The 15,081-nt window shown below is 60.9% G+C and carries 13 protein-coding genes; 8 read left to right on the top strand and 5 right to left on the bottom strand.

The annotated features are described in order from the left end of the window. Nucleotides 1-237: 237 nt before the first annotated feature. The 3 genes from BK670_RS20305 to BK670_RS20295 form a co-directional block, all read right to left on the bottom strand. On the bottom strand, nucleotides 238-534 hold the full coding sequence (locus BK670_RS20305; protein WP_123452327.1) for an amidase: 297 nt from the start codon (nucleotides 532-534) through the stop codon (nucleotides 238-240). After that, a complete protein-coding gene (locus BK670_RS20300; RefSeq protein ID WP_123452325.1) occupies nucleotides 531-1,610 on the bottom strand; it encodes a serine hydrolase domain-containing protein in 1,080 nt (359 codons plus the stop codon). Before BK670_RS20300 ends, BK670_RS20305 begins: the two co-directional genes overlap by 4 nt. A gap of 166 nt (nucleotides 1,611-1,776) precedes the next feature. Further along, on the bottom strand, nucleotides 1,777-2,655 hold the full coding sequence (locus tag BK670_RS20295) for an acyl-CoA dehydrogenase middle domain-containing protein (RefSeq protein WP_123452323.1): 879 nt from the start codon (nucleotides 2,653-2,655) through the stop codon (nucleotides 1,777-1,779). Between the two features lie 153 nt (nucleotides 2,656-2,808). Between BK670_RS20295 and olsB the strand changes: the two genes are divergently transcribed. Both olsB and BK670_RS20285 read left to right on the top strand, forming a co-directional pair. Continuing rightward, nucleotides 2,809-3,564, top strand: a complete 756-nt coding sequence (gene olsB, locus BK670_RS20290; RefSeq protein ID WP_007916280.1) for an L-ornithine N(alpha)-acyltransferase — start codon at nucleotides 2,809-2,811, stop codon at nucleotides 3,562-3,564. Next, nucleotides 3,564-4,358, top strand: a complete 795-nt coding sequence (locus BK670_RS20285; protein WP_123452321.1) for a lysophospholipid acyltransferase family protein — start codon at nucleotides 3,564-3,566, stop codon at nucleotides 4,356-4,358. Before olsB ends, BK670_RS20285 begins: the two co-directional genes overlap by 1 nt. A 103-nt stretch (nucleotides 4,359-4,461) precedes the next feature. Here BK670_RS20285 and BK670_RS20280 read toward each other — a convergent pair whose 3' ends face one another. Beyond that, nucleotides 4,462-5,046, bottom strand: a complete 585-nt coding sequence (locus BK670_RS20280) for an acyl carrier protein phosphodiesterase (protein ID WP_123452319.1) — start codon at nucleotides 5,044-5,046, stop codon at nucleotides 4,462-4,464. Between the two features lie 170 nt (nucleotides 5,047-5,216). Here BK670_RS20280 and BK670_RS20275 point away from each other — a divergent pair, with 170 nt between their 5' ends. From BK670_RS20275 to BK670_RS20265, 3 genes are read left to right on the top strand one after another with little or no spacing between them, the layout of a single operon-like run. After that, nucleotides 5,217-5,519 carry an ArsR/SmtB family transcription factor gene (locus tag BK670_RS20275; protein ID WP_007917068.1) on the top strand — a complete coding sequence of 101 codons (303 nt, stop codon included), beginning with the start codon at nucleotides 5,217-5,219 and terminating at the stop codon, nucleotides 5,517-5,519. 34 nt (nucleotides 5,520-5,553) lie between these two features. Continuing rightward, the gene (locus BK670_RS20270) at nucleotides 5,554-6,720 is read left to right on the top strand and encodes an MFS transporter (RefSeq protein WP_123452317.1); all 1,167 of its coding nucleotides are present in this window, start codon (nucleotides 5,554-5,556) and stop codon (nucleotides 6,718-6,720) included. Between the two features lie 29 nt (nucleotides 6,721-6,749). Beyond that, nucleotides 6,750-7,799, top strand: coding sequence for an alkene reductase (locus BK670_RS20265; protein ID WP_123452315.1), 1,050 nt, complete (start codon nucleotides 6,750-6,752; stop codon nucleotides 7,797-7,799). Nucleotides 7,800-8,006: 207 nt separating this feature from the next. Here BK670_RS20265 and emhR read toward each other — a convergent pair whose 3' ends face one another. Next, the gene (gene emhR / locus BK670_RS20260) at nucleotides 8,007-8,639 is read right to left on the bottom strand and encodes an efflux system transcriptional repressor EmhR (protein WP_038358223.1); all 633 of its coding nucleotides are present in this window, start codon (nucleotides 8,637-8,639) and stop codon (nucleotides 8,007-8,009) included. Between the two features lie 266 nt (nucleotides 8,640-8,905). Here emhR and emhA point away from each other — a divergent pair, with 266 nt between their 5' ends. Genes emhA through emhC form a run of 3 tightly spaced genes read left to right on the top strand, consistent with a single transcriptional unit; the run spans nucleotide 8,906 to nucleotide 14,688 of the window. Then, on the top strand, nucleotides 8,906-10,063 hold the full coding sequence (emhA, locus tag BK670_RS20255; protein WP_123452313.1) for an efflux RND transporter periplasmic adaptor subunit EmhA: 1,158 nt from the start codon (nucleotides 8,906-8,908) through the stop codon (nucleotides 10,061-10,063). 3 nt (nucleotides 10,064-10,066) lie between these two features. After that, nucleotides 10,067-13,231 carry an efflux RND transporter permease subunit EmhB gene (emhB, locus tag BK670_RS20250; protein WP_123452311.1) on the top strand — a complete coding sequence of 1,055 codons (3,165 nt, stop codon included), beginning with the start codon at nucleotides 10,067-10,069 and terminating at the stop codon, nucleotides 13,229-13,231. Next, nucleotides 13,228-14,688 carry an efflux RND transporter outer membrane subunit EmhC gene (gene emhC / locus BK670_RS20245; protein WP_038358217.1) on the top strand — a complete coding sequence of 487 codons (1,461 nt, stop codon included), beginning with the start codon at nucleotides 13,228-13,230 and terminating at the stop codon, nucleotides 14,686-14,688. Before emhB ends, emhC begins: the two co-directional genes overlap by 4 nt. Nucleotides 14,689-15,081: the final 393 nt, after the last annotated feature.

Here is a 15,081-nt window from a genome sequence, read left to right as displayed (position 1 = left end):
GGTGTCTCTGATATCAGGGATTGAGGCGGCAGCCTTGCCGTTCGCTCAACCACTGGGCGCGATTGCTGCGGCCCATACCGCTGTGGCGAGGGAGCTTGCTCCCGCTCGGATGCGCAGCAGCCGTAAAACCTGAACACACGTTCTGACTGCAGAATCGCGCTGCCCGGTTTTGGGAGCGCTTCGCACTCCAGCGGGAGCAAGCTCCCTCGCCACAGGGGTATGGTGGTGTCTCTGATATCAGGGATTGAGGCGGCAGCCTTGCCGTTCCCTCAACCACTGCGCGCGATTGCTGCGGCCCATACCGCTGACGGTGATGGTTTTGCTGGCGCTGTCATCGGTGAATGTGCTGGTCGGCAGCCACTGTTTTACGTAGCCACGGCAGTATTGCGCGTCGTTGTTCATCACATAACGACAGGAACAGTATTCCTTGGCGGTGTAGGCGCTGATGATGTCGGGGAAGGCCCACAGATTTTCGCGCTCGTAGCCAACCCAGCCGAGCAGCAGGGCAAACAGTAACAACAAGAAGCGCTTCATGGCTGCACCGCCTTCAGCACATGCTTGAGCAACTCGTTATGGCGATAGCTGCCGTCACGGTCATCGGCGTAGCGCACGATCACCAACTTCTCGCTGGGAATCACGTACAAGGCCTGCCCCCAATGACCGAGCGCGGCGAACGTATCGGGCGGTGCGTCTGGCCACGGCGACGCGGCGCCATCGGCCGGGCGGTTGAGCCACCAGTGGCCGCCGGGCACAGCTTCGTCCTGATGGGCCTTGTAACCGGCGAAGGGAGTGCGGTTGAACGCCACCCACTCCTTGGGCAATAACTGCCGATCATGCCAGCGCCCGTCACGGGCCATCAGCAAACCGACTCGCGCCAGATTCCGCGCCGTCAGGTAAGCGTACGACGACGCGACAAAGGTGCCAGTGGCATCGGTTTCCCACACGGCATGACGGATAGCCAACGGTTCGAACAACGCCGTCCACGGATAATCCGGATAACGCTGCGGGCCAACGACATTTTTCAACGCCGCCGCGAGCAGGTTGCTGTCGCCGCTGGAATAACGGAAGGCCTGCCCCGGTTCGGCGTAAGCGTCATGATCGGCGGTGAACGCGGCCATGTCGCGATGGCCACGGGTGTAGAGCATCGCCACCACCGAGGATTTCAGTGGCGCATATTCGTAATCTTCCTGCCAGTCGATACCAGAGGCCCAGTGCAGCAGGTCGGCGATTTTGATGGCCGGGTGTTGTTCCAGCGGCGGGTAAAACTGCACGGCCCGGTCTTCGAGTTTGAACAGGCTTTCGCCGTACGCCACGCCAAGGACAGTGGCCATCAGGCTTTTGCTGATCGACCAGGTCAGGTGCGGGGTTTGTTCGGTGGTCGGGCCGGCGTAGCGTTCGTAGATGATCTGGCCGTCGCGGACGATCAGCAAAGCATCGGTGCGGATGCCCTGGCGCCTGGTGTCATCGCGGGGCGGGAAGGCGTACCGCTCCAAGGCCTCAACGGCCGGGCCGGTGATCTTCGGGCCGGTTGGCCATTGTTCGCCGGGCCATGGTTCAGCCTGAACGGTGAAGCTGATCAGCAGCAGAAACAGCGACAGGCCTTTGCACATGGTGAGGGCTCATGGAAAGAACCTGCTGAGATTAGTCGGGGTTGATGACAAGTATGCGGCGTTATTTAGATTGCTATCGCGAGCAGGCTCACTCCGACAGGGGATCGCATTTCAACTGACGAAACTCGATCAACTGTAGGAGTGAGCCTGCTCGCGATGAGGCCGGTCAATTCACCGCCAAGGCTTTGGCCAAGCGCTTGGCACGAGCCCCCGCCGCCAACAGCATCACCCCCTGATCGCGCTGCCACATCGCCGCCCACTCGGGATTACCGTCGCGCAACGCCTGACTCACCTCGCCCTCCAGTGCCTCAAACTGCGCAAACAACCCGCCCAGCAACACATGCCCGGCGGGATTGTTCGGCGGTTGCCGGCTCGCCTCGGCACATCCGGCCAACAGCGCCAGCAAGCGCAATTTCAGGGCCTGCGGCCAGTCACTGTCCTGGCCGACGCCATACAGCCACGCGGTCATCGCGCTCAAGACATAGACATCTTCAAGGGTGCGGAACGGTTTGACGTAAGCGTCCCAACCATCACCCGCGAGCAATTCGCACATCGCGCCTTCCAAGTGCAGGCGGCCATGACTGATGTCCGGCATCAACGGCAGCGCCGGCAGTTTTTCCACGCTCACGCCGGGTTCACCGGGATAGACCACGGCCAGGCTCAGGCGCGGACTTTCGCCGGACGCTTCACTGCGCGCAGCAATCAGCAACCAGTCCGCCGCATCGCCAGCGGTGACGAAATCCTTGCGGCCATGCAGACGCAAATCGCTCAGCCGTGTCTGCATGTCCGCCGGACGCAGACTGCGCTGTTCGGTCGCACACAACGCACCGAGGCTCAGCGGTGCACTGGGCCACAACATGCGCAAGGCCGCCTGATAACCGACCAGAAACGCCAGCCCCGGCGTCGCCATCCGCCGCCCGCCCGCAACCGCCAGTTCGAACGGGGTGACGTTGCCCAGTTGCTGCAACAACGTCGCAAAACCCTCGGCCAGGTCGGTAACGGCGGGCAATCGTTCACGGCAGTGCAGCAGATCTGACCAGGGCATAAGAGGCTCCTTGTGGGCTGTCATATAAGCATCACCGAACGTTCATGGCGATGACACCGGGGCTACATAGCCTGACTTTGCACAACACGGCTGCATAAAGAAAGTCGATCGGCTGCAACCCACGACGGGTTAAAGGCCCGTACGGAGATTCACATGACTCAGATCGCCCGCATCAGCGACACCGGCAATGAACGCCGCCTGCAAGCCGAACGCCTGATCGGCGCCGAGGCCTTGCAGCAAGCCCAGGCCTTGCGCTTCAACGTCTTCAGCGGCGAGTTCAACGCCAAACTGAAAGGCGCGGAACTGGGTCTGGACATGGATGATTATGATGTTCACTGCAGCCACATCGGCGTGCGTGACTTGAACACCGGGCGTCTGGTTGCGACCACGCGTCTGCTCGATCACACCGCCGCCAGCAGCCTCGGCAAGTTCTACAGCGAAGAAGAATTCAGCCTGCACGGCCTCGCGCATCTGCAAGGCCCGATCCTCGAAATCGGCCGCACCTGCGTCGACCCGGCCTATCGCAACGGCGGCACCATTGCGGTGTTGTGGGGCGAATTGGCCGAAGTGTTGAATCAGGGCGGTTACAGCTACTTGATGGGTTGCGCGAGCATTCCGATGCAGGACGGCGGCATCCAGGCCCACGCGATCATGCAGCGCCTGCGCGAACGTTATCTGTGCACCGAACACCTGCGCGCCGAGCCGAAAAATCCACTGCCGACGCTGGATATCCCTTCCAACGTGATCGCCGAAATGCCGCCGCTGCTCAAGGCTTATATGCGCCTGGGCGCGAAGATTTGCGGCGAGCCGTGCTGGGACGAAGACTTCCAGGTTGCCGACGTGTTTATCCTGCTCAAGCGCGACGAACTCTGCCCGCGCTACGCCAAGCACTTCAAGGCGGCCGTGTGATGAGCCGGTTGCGCGTGTACGCGCGAATCGCGCGAGTGCTGCTGGTGGTGGCGCTGGGTTTGACCATGGCCAGCGTCTTTGGCGTGTTTGAACGCATTGGCCTGGCGCATTCGATGGAGCGCCGTCAGCGCTGGTCGCGCTTCTTTATGGCGCGCCTGAGCAATGCCCTGCCCTTTCGCGTGACGGTACACGGCGAGTTACCAAAACAGCCGATGCTGTGGGTCAGCAATCATGTGTCGTGGACCGATATTCCGCTGCTCGGCATGCTGACGCCGCTGTCGTTTCTGTCCAAAGCCGAAGTACGCACCTGGCCGGTGGCCGGTTGGCTCGCAGCGAAGGCTGGCAGCCTGTTCATTCGTCGCGGTTCGGGCGACAGCCAGTTGATCCGCAAACAGATGACCCGTCACCTGCAAACCGACCATGCGCTGTTGATGTTCCCCGAGGGCACCACCACCGATGGCCGCTCGCTGCGCACCTTTCATGGTCGCTTGCTAGCAGCGGCGATTGATTCCGAGGTGATGCTGCAACCGGTGGCGATCCGTTATCTGCGCGACGGCGAAATCGATGCGCTGGCGCCGTTCATTGGTGATGACGATCTGCTGTCGCACCTGATGCGCCTGTTCAGTAATGACTGCGGCGATGTTGAAGTGCACTTGCTCAAGCCGCTCGCCTGTCAGGGGCGTGAACGTGCGGCGCTGGCGTTTGAAGCGCAGCAGGCGGTGCAGAAGGCGTTGTTTGGTGAGGTGGCGAAACCGGCCGAACCGCGTCGCGCCGGCGAACTGATCGCCGCCTGAAACACACATCCCCTGTAGGAGTGAGCCTGCTCGCGATGGCGGTCGATCAGTTGATATGAGTATCGACCGACCCACCGCCATCGCGAGCAGGCTCACTCCTACATTAGATCGGCGATGTCTGAGGGTTTTGCGCGAAGTCCTGAAGCTGTGGGTAGAAGAGCCGGAAGTCTTCACTCAACGGCTCATATAAACGCCGCAATTCCTGCATCGCCCCCGCCAGCTCTTCCGGCCGGGTCAGTCGTCGCGAGATCCCGCGCAACACCTGCTCCAGCACTTCGAACTCCTGATACGAGCCCAACCAGTCATTGGCGACCATGTGCGGGGCGATCTTCGCCAGCCGTTCGGGCAATTGCGGTTCACGGGACAGCACCCGATACACATCGGCGGTGAAGTGCTCCAGCGGCTGATCGGCGTACAGCGTCCAGTCCCGCGCCAGGCAATGATCGAAAAACACATCGAGCACGATCCCGGCGTAACGCCGGCGCGTGTCGGAAAATCGCCCCAACGCAATGTCCACCAACGGATGGCGGTCAGTAAACACGTCAATCCGTCGATGCAGTTGAATGGCCGCCTCGACCTCCGGGGCAAACTGCCCTTGCAGCCGACCTTTGACGAAATCGCCATACAGACTGCCGAGCAGTTGCCCGGGGCGCTGGCCACCGAGGTGTAAATGTGCGAGATAGTTCATGGGCGCAGCTTAGCACTGCGACCCACAAGCCATACACCCACGTATCGTTATAACGCGATATACCAATTTATGCTGACATCAGATCAAAATCATATTGGTGTATCGCGATCTAACGATTTAAAGTTCGCTTCATCGCGATATAGCGTTGTACACATTGTGAGCACCCTGCCATGAACCTCGACCTCGACGAAATAATAAAAGCCCTGGCGCACCCGGTACGGCGAGACATCCTCAACTGGCTGAAAGACCCGAAAAACGAATTTCCGGAACAGTTGCACAACCACGAGTACGGCATCTGCGCCGGGCAGATCGATCAACGCTGCGGCCTGTCGCAGTCGACCGTTTCGGCACACCTCGCAACGTTGCAACGCGCCGGTCTGATCAGCAGCCAGAAGGCCGGTCAATGGCACTTTTTCAAACGTAACGAGGACGTCATCCAAGCGTTCCTCAGCACCCTCAGTAAAGAGCTCTGACCCTTAACGTCAGCCAGCCGACAAGGAAACCTGCATGCCCCTCTCGCTACTCATACTCGCCTTGAGCGCTTTCGCCATCGGCACCACCGAGTTCGTCATCATGGGCCTGCTGCCCGATGTGGCGCCTGACCTCGGTGTGTCGATCCCCGGCGCCGGCTGGCTGGTGACCGGTTACGCCTTGGGCGTGGCCATCGGTGCGCCGTTCATGGCAATGGCCACGGCCAGACTGCCGCGCAAGGCAGCACTGGTGGCGTTGATGGGCATTTTTATTGTCGGCAACCTGCTCTGCGCCATTGCCAGTGATTACAACGTGCTGATGTTTGCCCGCGTGGTCACCGCGCTGTGTCACGGTGCCTTCTTTGGTATCGGTTCGGTGGTGGCGGCCAATCTGGTGCCCGCGAACAAACGCGCTTCGGCCGTGGCGTTGATGTTCACCGGCCTGACTCTGGCCAACGTCCTCGGTGTACCGCTGGGCACTGCGCTGGGTCAGCAATACGGCTGGCGCTCGACCTTCTGGGCGGTGACCGTCATCGGTGTTATTGCGCTGATCGGCCTGATTCGCTTCCTGCCGGCCAAGCGTGACGAAGAGAAACTCGACATGCGCGCCGAACTCGCCGCCCTCAAAGGTGCGGGTATCTGGCTGTCGCTGAGCATGACCGCGCTGTTCGCCGCGTCCGTATTCACCCTGTTCACCTACGTCGCCCCGCTGCTTGGCGAGGTCACCGGTGTGTCGCCGCGTGGCGTGACCTGGACGCTGATGCTGATCGGCCTGGGCCTGACCGTCGGCAACATCATCGGCGGCAAACTCGCCGACAAGGGCATGGCCGCGACGCTGATCGGCGTGTTCATCGCCATGGCCGTGGTCTCGACCGTGCTGACCTGGACCAGCGTCGCGCTGATCCCGACTGAAATCACCCTGTTCCTCTGGGCCACCGCGTGTTTCGCCGCCGTGCCGGCGCTGCAAGTCAACGTGGTGACCTTCGGCAAAGCCGCGCCGAACCTGGTTTCGACCCTGAACATCGGCGCGTTCAACGTCGGCAATGCCCTTGGCGCCTGGGTCGGCGGCAGCGTTATCGCCCACGGCTACGGCCTGACCCGCGTGCCGCTCGCAGCCGCCGCGCTGGCCGTGCTCGCCCTGCTGGTGACCCTGATTACTTTCCGTCAGAACGGCAATGCCGATCTGGCCCCTGCTACCAACTGATTAATTTTTCACTTACGAGGGTTGTAGACATGGCAACTATTTTCGATCCAATCAAACTCGGCGACATCGAGCTGGCCAACCGCATCATCATGGCCCCGCTGACCCGCTGCCGCGCCGACGAAGGCCGCGTACCGAACGCGCTGATGGCTGAATACTACGTACAGCGCGCCTCCGCTGGCCTGATCCTCAGCGAAGCCACGTCGGTGACGCCGATGGGCGTCGGTTACCCGGACACCCCGGGCATCTGGTCCAACGATCAAGTGCGTGGCTGGGCCAACGTCACCAAAGCGATTCACGCTGCCGGCGGCAAGATCTTCCTGCAACTGTGGCACGTAGGCCGCATCTCCCACGAGTCGTACCTGAACGGTGAAGCCCCGGTTGCGCCGAGCGCGATCCAGCCAAAAGGTCACGTCAGCCTGGTTCGCCCATTGGCCGACTACCCGACCCCGCGCGCACTGGAAACCGCTGAAATCGCCGACATCGTCGACGCCTACCGCACCGGCGCCGAGAACGCCAAAGCCGCCGGTTTCGACGGCGTGGAAATCCACGGTGCCAACGGTTACCTGCTCGACCAGTTCCTGCAAAGCAGCACCAACCAGCGCACCGACAACTACGGTGGCTCGCTGGAAAACCGTGCGCGTCTGCTGCTGGAAGTGACTGATGCGGCGATCGAAGTCTGGGGCGCCGGCCGTGTCGGTGTGCACCTGGCACCGCGCGCGGACTCCCACGACATGGGCGATGACAATTTGGCAGAAACCTTCACCTACGTCGCACGTGAACTGGGCAAGCGCGGCATCGCGTTCATCTGCTCCCGTGAGAAAGAAGGCGCCGACAGCCTCGGCCCGCAACTCAAAGAAGCCTTCGGCGGCCCGTACATTGCCAACGAACGCTTCACCAAGGACAGCGCCAACGCATGGCTGGCCAGCGGCAAGGCTGACGCCGTGGCGTTCGGTGTGCCGTTCATTGCCAACCCGGACCTGCCGGCGCGCTTGAAAGCCGATGCGCCGCTGAACGAGGCGCGTCCAGAGCTGTTCTACGCTAAGGGCCCGGTCGGCTATATCGACTATCCGACGCTGTAAGGCATCACGCAGAAATGCAAAAGCCCCCGACTTGTGAGAGTCGGGGGCTTTTTGTTGGCCGAGTGCCAAGCAGGCGGCTCACACTCCTTCACACAGACGACACAAATTCCCTACAAAATGCGTAGCTCGCTACGTATAAACTCCCCGCCGCGAACGTATATAAAAGCAGGCCAATTGACATAAGCTGTGCCAATTACGCATTTTGTTTCATTTGCGCAGGCTGGGGCTCAGGCGCAGCATATCCAACCCTGTATCGACCCAACGCTCGGCCTCGGCATGCAGCTCAAAGCTGTCCGGCGCCAGAAGCCATCCATACAGAAGGCCATCGATGTAAGCGTGAATGCTGATGGCCGCGCGGGCAGTGTCAAGATCTTCTGGCAACTGGCCGCGATTCACTGCATTACGCAGGGTCAGCCCGATGCGCTCATTGCATTCGAGGCTGGCCACCCGGCGCTGCTGGCGCAAATCGCACATTTCATCGGTGAACTCGCACTTATGAAACAGAATTTCGTTGATACGCCGGGTTTTCGGGTCCAGCGCAACTTGATGAAACAAATGAATCAGCAATTTGCGCATGCAGCCCAGTGGATCGAGTTCGTCTTCGCTCTCGCTGGCCTTGGCCAACTCATCCAGCGGCTCATGCAGGCTGTCGAGCATGGCCTGGACCAGATCCGCCTTATTGCTGAAATGCCAGTAGATGGCGCCGCGCGTGACCCCGGCCATTGTTGCGATGTCGGCCAGCGTCGTACGAGCGACGCCCCTTTCATAAAAGGCTTTCTCCGCCGCTTCCAGAATCTGGCTACGGGTTTCTTGAGCTTCCTCTTTGGTACGACGGACCATGACAGTAAAACCTCAAACAGGATGTTTCAGGGATGGCTGAATATCCGCTGAATAAAGAGGGGGCGATCTCTCGCGGATCGACTCCCCGGCCTACAATTTCAAACCTTGCGACGCCTTTTGTAACGGCTTGGGTACGTGGCGAAGGTATTTACAAACAACCATGAACGTAAGTATATTCCTTAGCAAGCTACTTATCCACCCGGTAACCTTTTTTTACCCTTCCACACTTCTTGTGCGCTTTTCGCGCGCCTGACCCGAGGATTTTCATGCAATTCAAGCCAGCTGTTACCGCTCTGGTCACTGCCGTCGCCCTGGCATCGCTGCTCAGCGGATGTAAAAAGGAAGAAGCGGCACCGGCCGCTCCACCGCCTCAGGTCGGCGTCGTTACCCTGCAACCACAAGCGTTTACCCTCACCTCCGAACTGCCGGGCCGCACCAGTGCCTTCCGCATCGCGGAAGTGCGACCACAGGTCAACGGCATCATTCTCAAGCGTCTGTTCAAGGAAGGCGGCGACGTCAAGGCCGGCCAGCAGCTGTATCAGATCGACCCGTCGGTCTATGAAGCGACCCTGAAAAGCGCCGAAGCCAACCTGCGTTCGACCAAGTCGATCTCCGACCGCTACAAGCAACTGGTCGATGAGCAGGCCGTCAGCCGTCAGGAATACGACACTGCTGTGGCCAACCGCATGGAATCGGAAGCGTCGCTGCAGAGCGCGCAGATCAACGTGCGTTACACCAAGGTCTACGCGCCGATCTCCGGGCGTATCGGCCGTTCTTCCGTGACTGAAGGTGCGCTGGTCAGCAATGGCCAGACCGACGCCATGGCCGTGATCCAGCAACTGGACCCGATCTACGTTGACGTCACCCAGTCTTCGGTTGAACTGCTGGAACTGCGCCGCGAGCTGGAAAGCGGTCGTCTGCAAAAGGCCGGCGACAACGCCGCCGCAGTCAAGCTGACCCTTGAAGACGGCAGCCAGTACAAGCTCGACGGTAAGCTGGAATTCTCCGAAGTGTCGGTCGATCAGACCACCGGTTCGGTCACCCTGCGCGCCGTGTTCCCGAACCCGGATCACACCCTGTTGCCAGGCATGTTCGTCCACGCACAGTTGCAGGCCGGTGTGAACAGCGCCGCGATCCTCGCGCCACAGCAAGGCGTGACCCGTGACCTCAAAGGCATGCCGACCGCGCTGGTCGTGGGTGCGGACAACAAGGTTGAACTGCGTCAGCTCAAGGCCAGCCGCACCGTGGGCAGCCAGTGGCTGATCGAAGATGGCCTGAAGGCTGGCGATCGCCTGATCACCGAAGGTCTGCAGTACGTCAAACCGGGTGTTGAAGTCAAAGCTACCGAAGCGACGAACGTTCACGCAAAGAACCCGGCCCCCGCACAGGCAGCTGACAAAGCCGCCGGCGGCAAAGGGGAGTAACCCATGTCAAAATTCTTCATCGACCGTCCGATTTTCGCCTGGGTAATCGCCCTGGTGATCATGCTGGTCGGGGCACTTTCGATCCTGAAATTGCCGATCAACCAGTACCCGAGCATTGCGCCGCCGGCCATTGCGATCTCCGTGACCTACCCGGGCGCTTCGGCGCAAACCGTGCAGGACACCGTGGTCCAGGTCATCGAGCAGCAGCTCAACGGTATCGACAACCTGCGTTATGTGTCCTCGGAAAGTAACTCCGACGGCAGCATGACCATCACCGCGACCTTCGAGCAAGGCACCAACTCCGACACCGCGCAGGTGCAGGTTCAGAACAAGCTGAACCTGGCTACCCCGCTGTTGCCGCAGGAAGTGCAGCAACAAGGTATCCGTGTGACCAAGGCAGTGAAGAACTTCCTGTTGGTGATCGGTGTGGTTTCGCGTGACGGCAGCATGAGCAAGGACGACCTGTCCAACTACATCGTGTCGAACATGCAGGACCCGATTTCGCGGACCGCCGGTGTCGGTGACTTCCAGGTCTTCGGTGCCCAGTACGCGATGCGTATCTGGCTCGACCCGGCCAAGTTGAACAACTTCAACCTGACGCCGGTTGACGTGAAAACCGCCATCGCCGCGCAGAACGTTCAGGTCTCGTCCGGTCAGCTCGGTGGCTTGCCTGCCGTGCAGGGCCAGCAACTCAACGCGACCATCATCGGCAAGACCCGTCTGCAGACTGCCGAGCAGTTCAAAGAGATTCTGCTCAAGGTCAACAAGGACGGCTCGCAGGTCCGCCTCAAGGACGTCGCCGACGTTGGCCTGGGTGGCGAGAACTACGCGATCAGCGCCCAGTTCAACGGCAGCCCGGCTTCCGGTCTGGCGGTGAAACTGGCCAACGGCGCCAACGCCCTCGACACCGCCAAGGCCCTGCGCAAGACGATTGATGACCTCAAGCCGTTCTTCCCGCAAGGCATGGAAGTGGTGTTCCCGTACGACACCACCCCCGTGGTGACCGAGTCGATCAAAGGTGTGGTTCACACCCTGGTCGAAGCGATCGCGCTGGTGTTCCTGGTGATGTTCCTGTTCCTGCAAAACTTCCGCGCCACCGTCATCACCACGATGACCGTGCCGGTTGTACTGCTCGGTACGTTCGGTATCCTCGCCGCCGCCGGGTTCAGCATCAACACGTTGACCATGTTCGGCATGGTGCTGGCCATCGGTTTGCTGGTGGACGACGCCATCGTCGTGGTGGAAAACGTCGAGCGGGTGATGAGCGAAGAAGGCTTGTCACCGAAAGAGGCGACCAAGAAGTCCATGGGCCAGATCCAGGGTGCACTGGTCGGTATCGCCCTCGTGCTCTCGGCGGTATTGCTGCCAATGGCCTTCTTCAGCGGCTCCACCGGGGTGATCTACAAGCAGTTCTCGATCACCATCGTCTCGGCGATGGCCCTGTCGGTACTGGTTGCCCTGATCTTCACCCCGGCGCTGTGCGCCACCATGCTCAAGCCGATTCCGAAAGGCGAGCATGGCACGCCGAAAAAAGGCTTCTTCGGCTGGTTCAACCGCAACTTCGACCGTGGCGTGCAGAGCTACGAGCGCGGTGTCGGCAACATGCTCTCGCGCAAAGCGCCGTACCTGCTGGCCTACCTGCTGATCGTCGTCGGCATGATCTGGCTGTTCACCCGCATTCCGACCGCGTTCCTGCCGGAAGAGGACCAGGGCGTTCTGTTCGCTCAGGTACAGACGCCGGCCGGCTCGAGTGCCCAGCGAACTCAGGTGGTCGTGGATGAAATGCGTGAATACCTGCTACGTCCGAACAAGGACGGCGGCGAGGCAGACGCGGTGGCTTCGGTGTTCACCGTGACCGGCTTCAACTTCGCCGGTCGTGGTCAGAGTTCGGGTATGGCGTTCATCATGCTCAAACCGTGGGGTGAACGTAACGCCGACAACAGCGTGTTCAGCCTCGCTGCCCGTGCCCAGCAGCACTTCTTCAGCTTCCGCGATGCGATGGTGTTTGCCTTTGCCCCGCCAGCGGTACTGGAACTGGGTAACGCCACTGGTTTCGACGTATTCCTGCAGGACCGTGCCGGTATCGGCCACGAAAAACTGATGGAAGCGCGCAACCAGTTCCTCGGCATGGCGGCGCAGAGCAAAGTCCTGACGCAAGTGCGTCCGAACGGCCTGAACGACGAGCCGCAGTTCCAGCTGGAAATCGATGACGAGAAGGCCAGTGCCCTGGGCATTACCATCAGTGACATCAACAACACCCTGTCGATTGCCTTGGGCAGTAGCTACGTCAACGACTTCATCGACCGTGGTCGCGTGAAGAAGGTGTACGTACAAGGCCAGCCGGATTCGCGCATGAGTCCGGAAGACCTGAAGAAGTGGTACGTACGGAACGCCGCCGGCACCATGGTTCCGTTCTCGGCATTCGCCAAGGGCGAGTGGATCTACGGTTCGCCGAAACTGGCGCGTTACAACGGCGTGGAAGCGGTCGAAGTGCTGGGTGCTCCTGCGCCGGGTTACTCCACCGGTGAAGCGATGGCCGAAGTCGAAGCGATTGCCAAGAAACTGCCGGCCGGCGTCGGTATCTCCTGGACCGGTCTGTCCTACGAGGAACGTCTGTCCGGTTCACAAGCGCCGGCGCTGTACGCCCTGTCGCTGCTGATGGTGTTCCTGTGTCTCGCAGCGCTGTATGAGAGCTGGTCGATTCCGATTGCCGTTATGCTCGTGGTGCCGCTGGGGATCATCGGCGCACTGATGGCCACCAGCCTGCGCGGTCTGTCCAATGACGTGTACTTCCAGGTGGGACTGTTGACGACCATCGGTCTGGCCGCTAAAAACGCCATTCTGATCGTTGAGTTCGCCAAGGAACTGCATGAGCAAGGGCGCAGCTTGCGTGATGCAGCGATCGAAGCCTGCCGCATGCGTCTGCGACCGATCATCATGACCTCGCTGGCCTTCGTCCTCGGTGTTGTACCGTTGGCGATCTCCACCGGCGCCGGTTCGGGCAGTCAGCACGCGATCGGTACCGGCGTGATTGGCGGTATGCTCACGGCCACGATCCTGGCGATCTTCTGGGTCCCACTGTTCTTCGTTACGGTTTCGTCCATGGGCCAGCGTAAAATCGCTGACGAGGATGAAACGACTGAAACTCCTAAAGAGGCTGGCCAATGAGCAAGTCGCTACTCTCCATCGCAGTCGCCGCCTTCGTGCTGAGCGGTTGCTCGCTGATACCTGATTATCAGCAGCCTGAGGCTCCGGTCGCAGGTCAGTACCCGCAGGGGCCGGCCTATTCGCCGGCCCAGGCACCGGCGCAAGCCGCTGCCGAGCAGGGCTGGAAGCAGTTTTTCCATGACCCGGCGCTGCAACAGCTGATCCAGGTGTCCCTGGAAAACAACCGCGACCTGCGTGTCGCGGCGCTGAACATCGACGCCTATGCGGCTCAATACCGCATCCAGCGCGCCGACCTGTTCCCGGCGGTATCGGCCAATGCCAGCGGCAGCCGTCAGCGGGTTCCGGCCCGTGCATCGCAGACCGGTGAAGCGGGCATCACCAGCTCCTACTCCGCCACTGTCGGCATCAGCGCCTACGAACTCGACCTGTTCGGTCGCGTTCGCAGCCTGAGCGAACAAGCACTGCAGCAATACTTCGCCACCGAAGAAGCACGCCGCAGCACGCAGATCAGTCTGGTTGCCAGCGTCGCCAATGCTTACCTGACCTGGCAAGCTGACAAGGAACTGCTCAAGCTGACCCAGGACACCCTCGGTGCCTTCGAAGAAAGCTACAAGCTGACCAGCCGCAGCAACGAAGTCGGTGTGGCTTCGGCACTGGATCTGGCGCAGTCGCGCACCTCGGTGGAAAACGCCCGGGCACAACTGGCGCGCTACACCCGCCAGGTGGCGCAGGACGAAAACAGCCTGACCCTGCTGCTCGGCACCGGTATCCCGGCCAATCTGCAAGCGGCCAAACCGCTGGCGGATGACCTGCTCAGCGACGTACCGGCCGGCCTGCCTTCGGACCTGCTGCAACGTCGTCCGGACATCCTCCAGGCCGAGTACAACCTGAAAGCGGCCAACGCCAACATCGGCGCGGCCCGTGCCGCGTTCTTCCCGAGCATCAGCCTGACCGCCAACGCGGGTAGCCTGAGCCCGGACCTGTCCGGCCTGTTCAAGGGTGGTTCGGGGACGTGGCTGTTCCAGCCGCAGATCAACCTGCCGATCTTCAACGCCGGCAGCCTGCGCGCCAGCCTCGACTACGCCAAGATCCAGAAGGACATCGGCGTGGCGAACTACGAGAAGTCCATTCAAACGGCCTTCCAGGAAGTCGCCGACGGCCTGGCCGCACGCCAGACCTACACCGAGCAGTTGCAAGCGCAGCGTGACTTCGTGCAGGCCAACCAGGATTACTACCGTTTGGCCGAACGTCGTTATCGCATCGGCGTCGACAGCAACCTGACCTTCCTCGATGCCCAGCGTCAGCTGTTCAGCGCGCAACAAGCGCTGATCACTGACCGCCTCGCGCAGCTGACCAGTGCGGTCAACCTGTACAAGGCCTTGGGCGGTGGCTGGAATGCGCAAACCGCGCAGAACGAACCGCTGAAAGAAGAAGCACCGAAGATGAAGTTGTTCTGATCATCATCAGGTGAACACAAGGAGCCCACCGCTTGGTGGGCTTTTTGTTGCCTGTCAGAAAGTTGTGTTGTCGGGTCTGGCCCTTTCGAGAGCAGGCTCGCTCCCACAGGGGAACGCATGCCCAATGTGGGAGCGAGCCGGCTCGCGAAGGGGCCGTCACATTCACCCAAAAAACCGGCGCAATCTTGCGTTCGATAATCGCCCAAAACCCGATTTTTCCAATTGAAACCGGCCCTGCGCGCCCCGCACCATTCGCTCAACAAAACCAATAACAACAGGTTAGACACCATGCTCCCGCGCCCTGCCCCGCCCGACTGATTGCCGCCGCCTCATCCCTGAACACCTTCAATATCTGCACCGCAAAACCGGCAGCAGTGCACCCGTTTGCTTTAA

This window comes from Pseudomonas fluorescens, from assembly GCF_003732425.1.
GTDB lineage: Bacteria > Pseudomonadota > Gammaproteobacteria > Pseudomonadales > Pseudomonadaceae > Aquipseudomonas > Aquipseudomonas fluorescens_BE.
This window is presented reverse-complemented; position numbering and strand designations above follow the sequence as displayed.

What these genes read in the sequence shown, in the direction of transcription:
- olsB (WP_007916280.1), top strand. Translation starts at nt 2,809, where the DNA reads ATGACTCAGATCGCCCGCATCAGCGACACCGGCAATGAACGCCGCCTG.
- BK670_RS20265 (WP_123452315.1), top strand. Translation starts at nt 6,750, where the DNA reads ATGGCAACTATTTTCGATCCAATCAAACTCGGCGACATCGAGCTGGCC.
- emhB (WP_123452311.1), top strand. Translation starts at nt 10,067, where the DNA reads ATGTCAAAATTCTTCATCGACCGTCCGATTTTCGCCTGGGTAATCGCC.
- BK670_RS20285 (WP_123452321.1), top strand. Translation starts at nt 3,564, where the DNA reads ATGAGCCGGTTGCGCGTGTACGCGCGAATCGCGCGAGTGCTGCTGGTG.
- BK670_RS20280 (WP_123452319.1), bottom strand. Translation starts at nt 5,046, where the DNA reads ATGAACTATCTCGCACATTTACACCTCGGTGGCCAGCGCCCCGGGCAA.
- BK670_RS20275 (WP_007917068.1), top strand. Translation starts at nt 5,217, where the DNA reads ATGAACCTCGACCTCGACGAAATAATAAAAGCCCTGGCGCACCCGGTA.
- BK670_RS20305 (WP_123452327.1), bottom strand. Translation starts at nt 534, where the DNA reads ATGAAGCGCTTCTTGTTGTTACTGTTTGCCCTGCTGCTCGGCTGGGTT.
- BK670_RS20300 (WP_123452325.1), bottom strand. Translation starts at nt 1,610, where the DNA reads ATGTGCAAAGGCCTGTCGCTGTTTCTGCTGCTGATCAGCTTCACCGTT.
- emhA (WP_123452313.1), top strand. Translation starts at nt 8,906, where the DNA reads ATGCAATTCAAGCCAGCTGTTACCGCTCTGGTCACTGCCGTCGCCCTG.
- BK670_RS20295 (WP_123452323.1), bottom strand. Translation starts at nt 2,655, where the DNA reads ATGCCCTGGTCAGATCTGCTGCACTGCCGTGAACGATTGCCCGCCGTT.
- emhR (WP_038358223.1), bottom strand. Translation starts at nt 8,639, where the DNA reads ATGGTCCGTCGTACCAAAGAGGAAGCTCAAGAAACCCGTAGCCAGATT.
- BK670_RS20270 (WP_123452317.1), top strand. Translation starts at nt 5,554, where the DNA reads ATGCCCCTCTCGCTACTCATACTCGCCTTGAGCGCTTTCGCCATCGGC.
- emhC (WP_038358217.1), top strand. Translation starts at nt 13,228, where the DNA reads ATGAGCAAGTCGCTACTCTCCATCGCAGTCGCCGCCTTCGTGCTGAGC.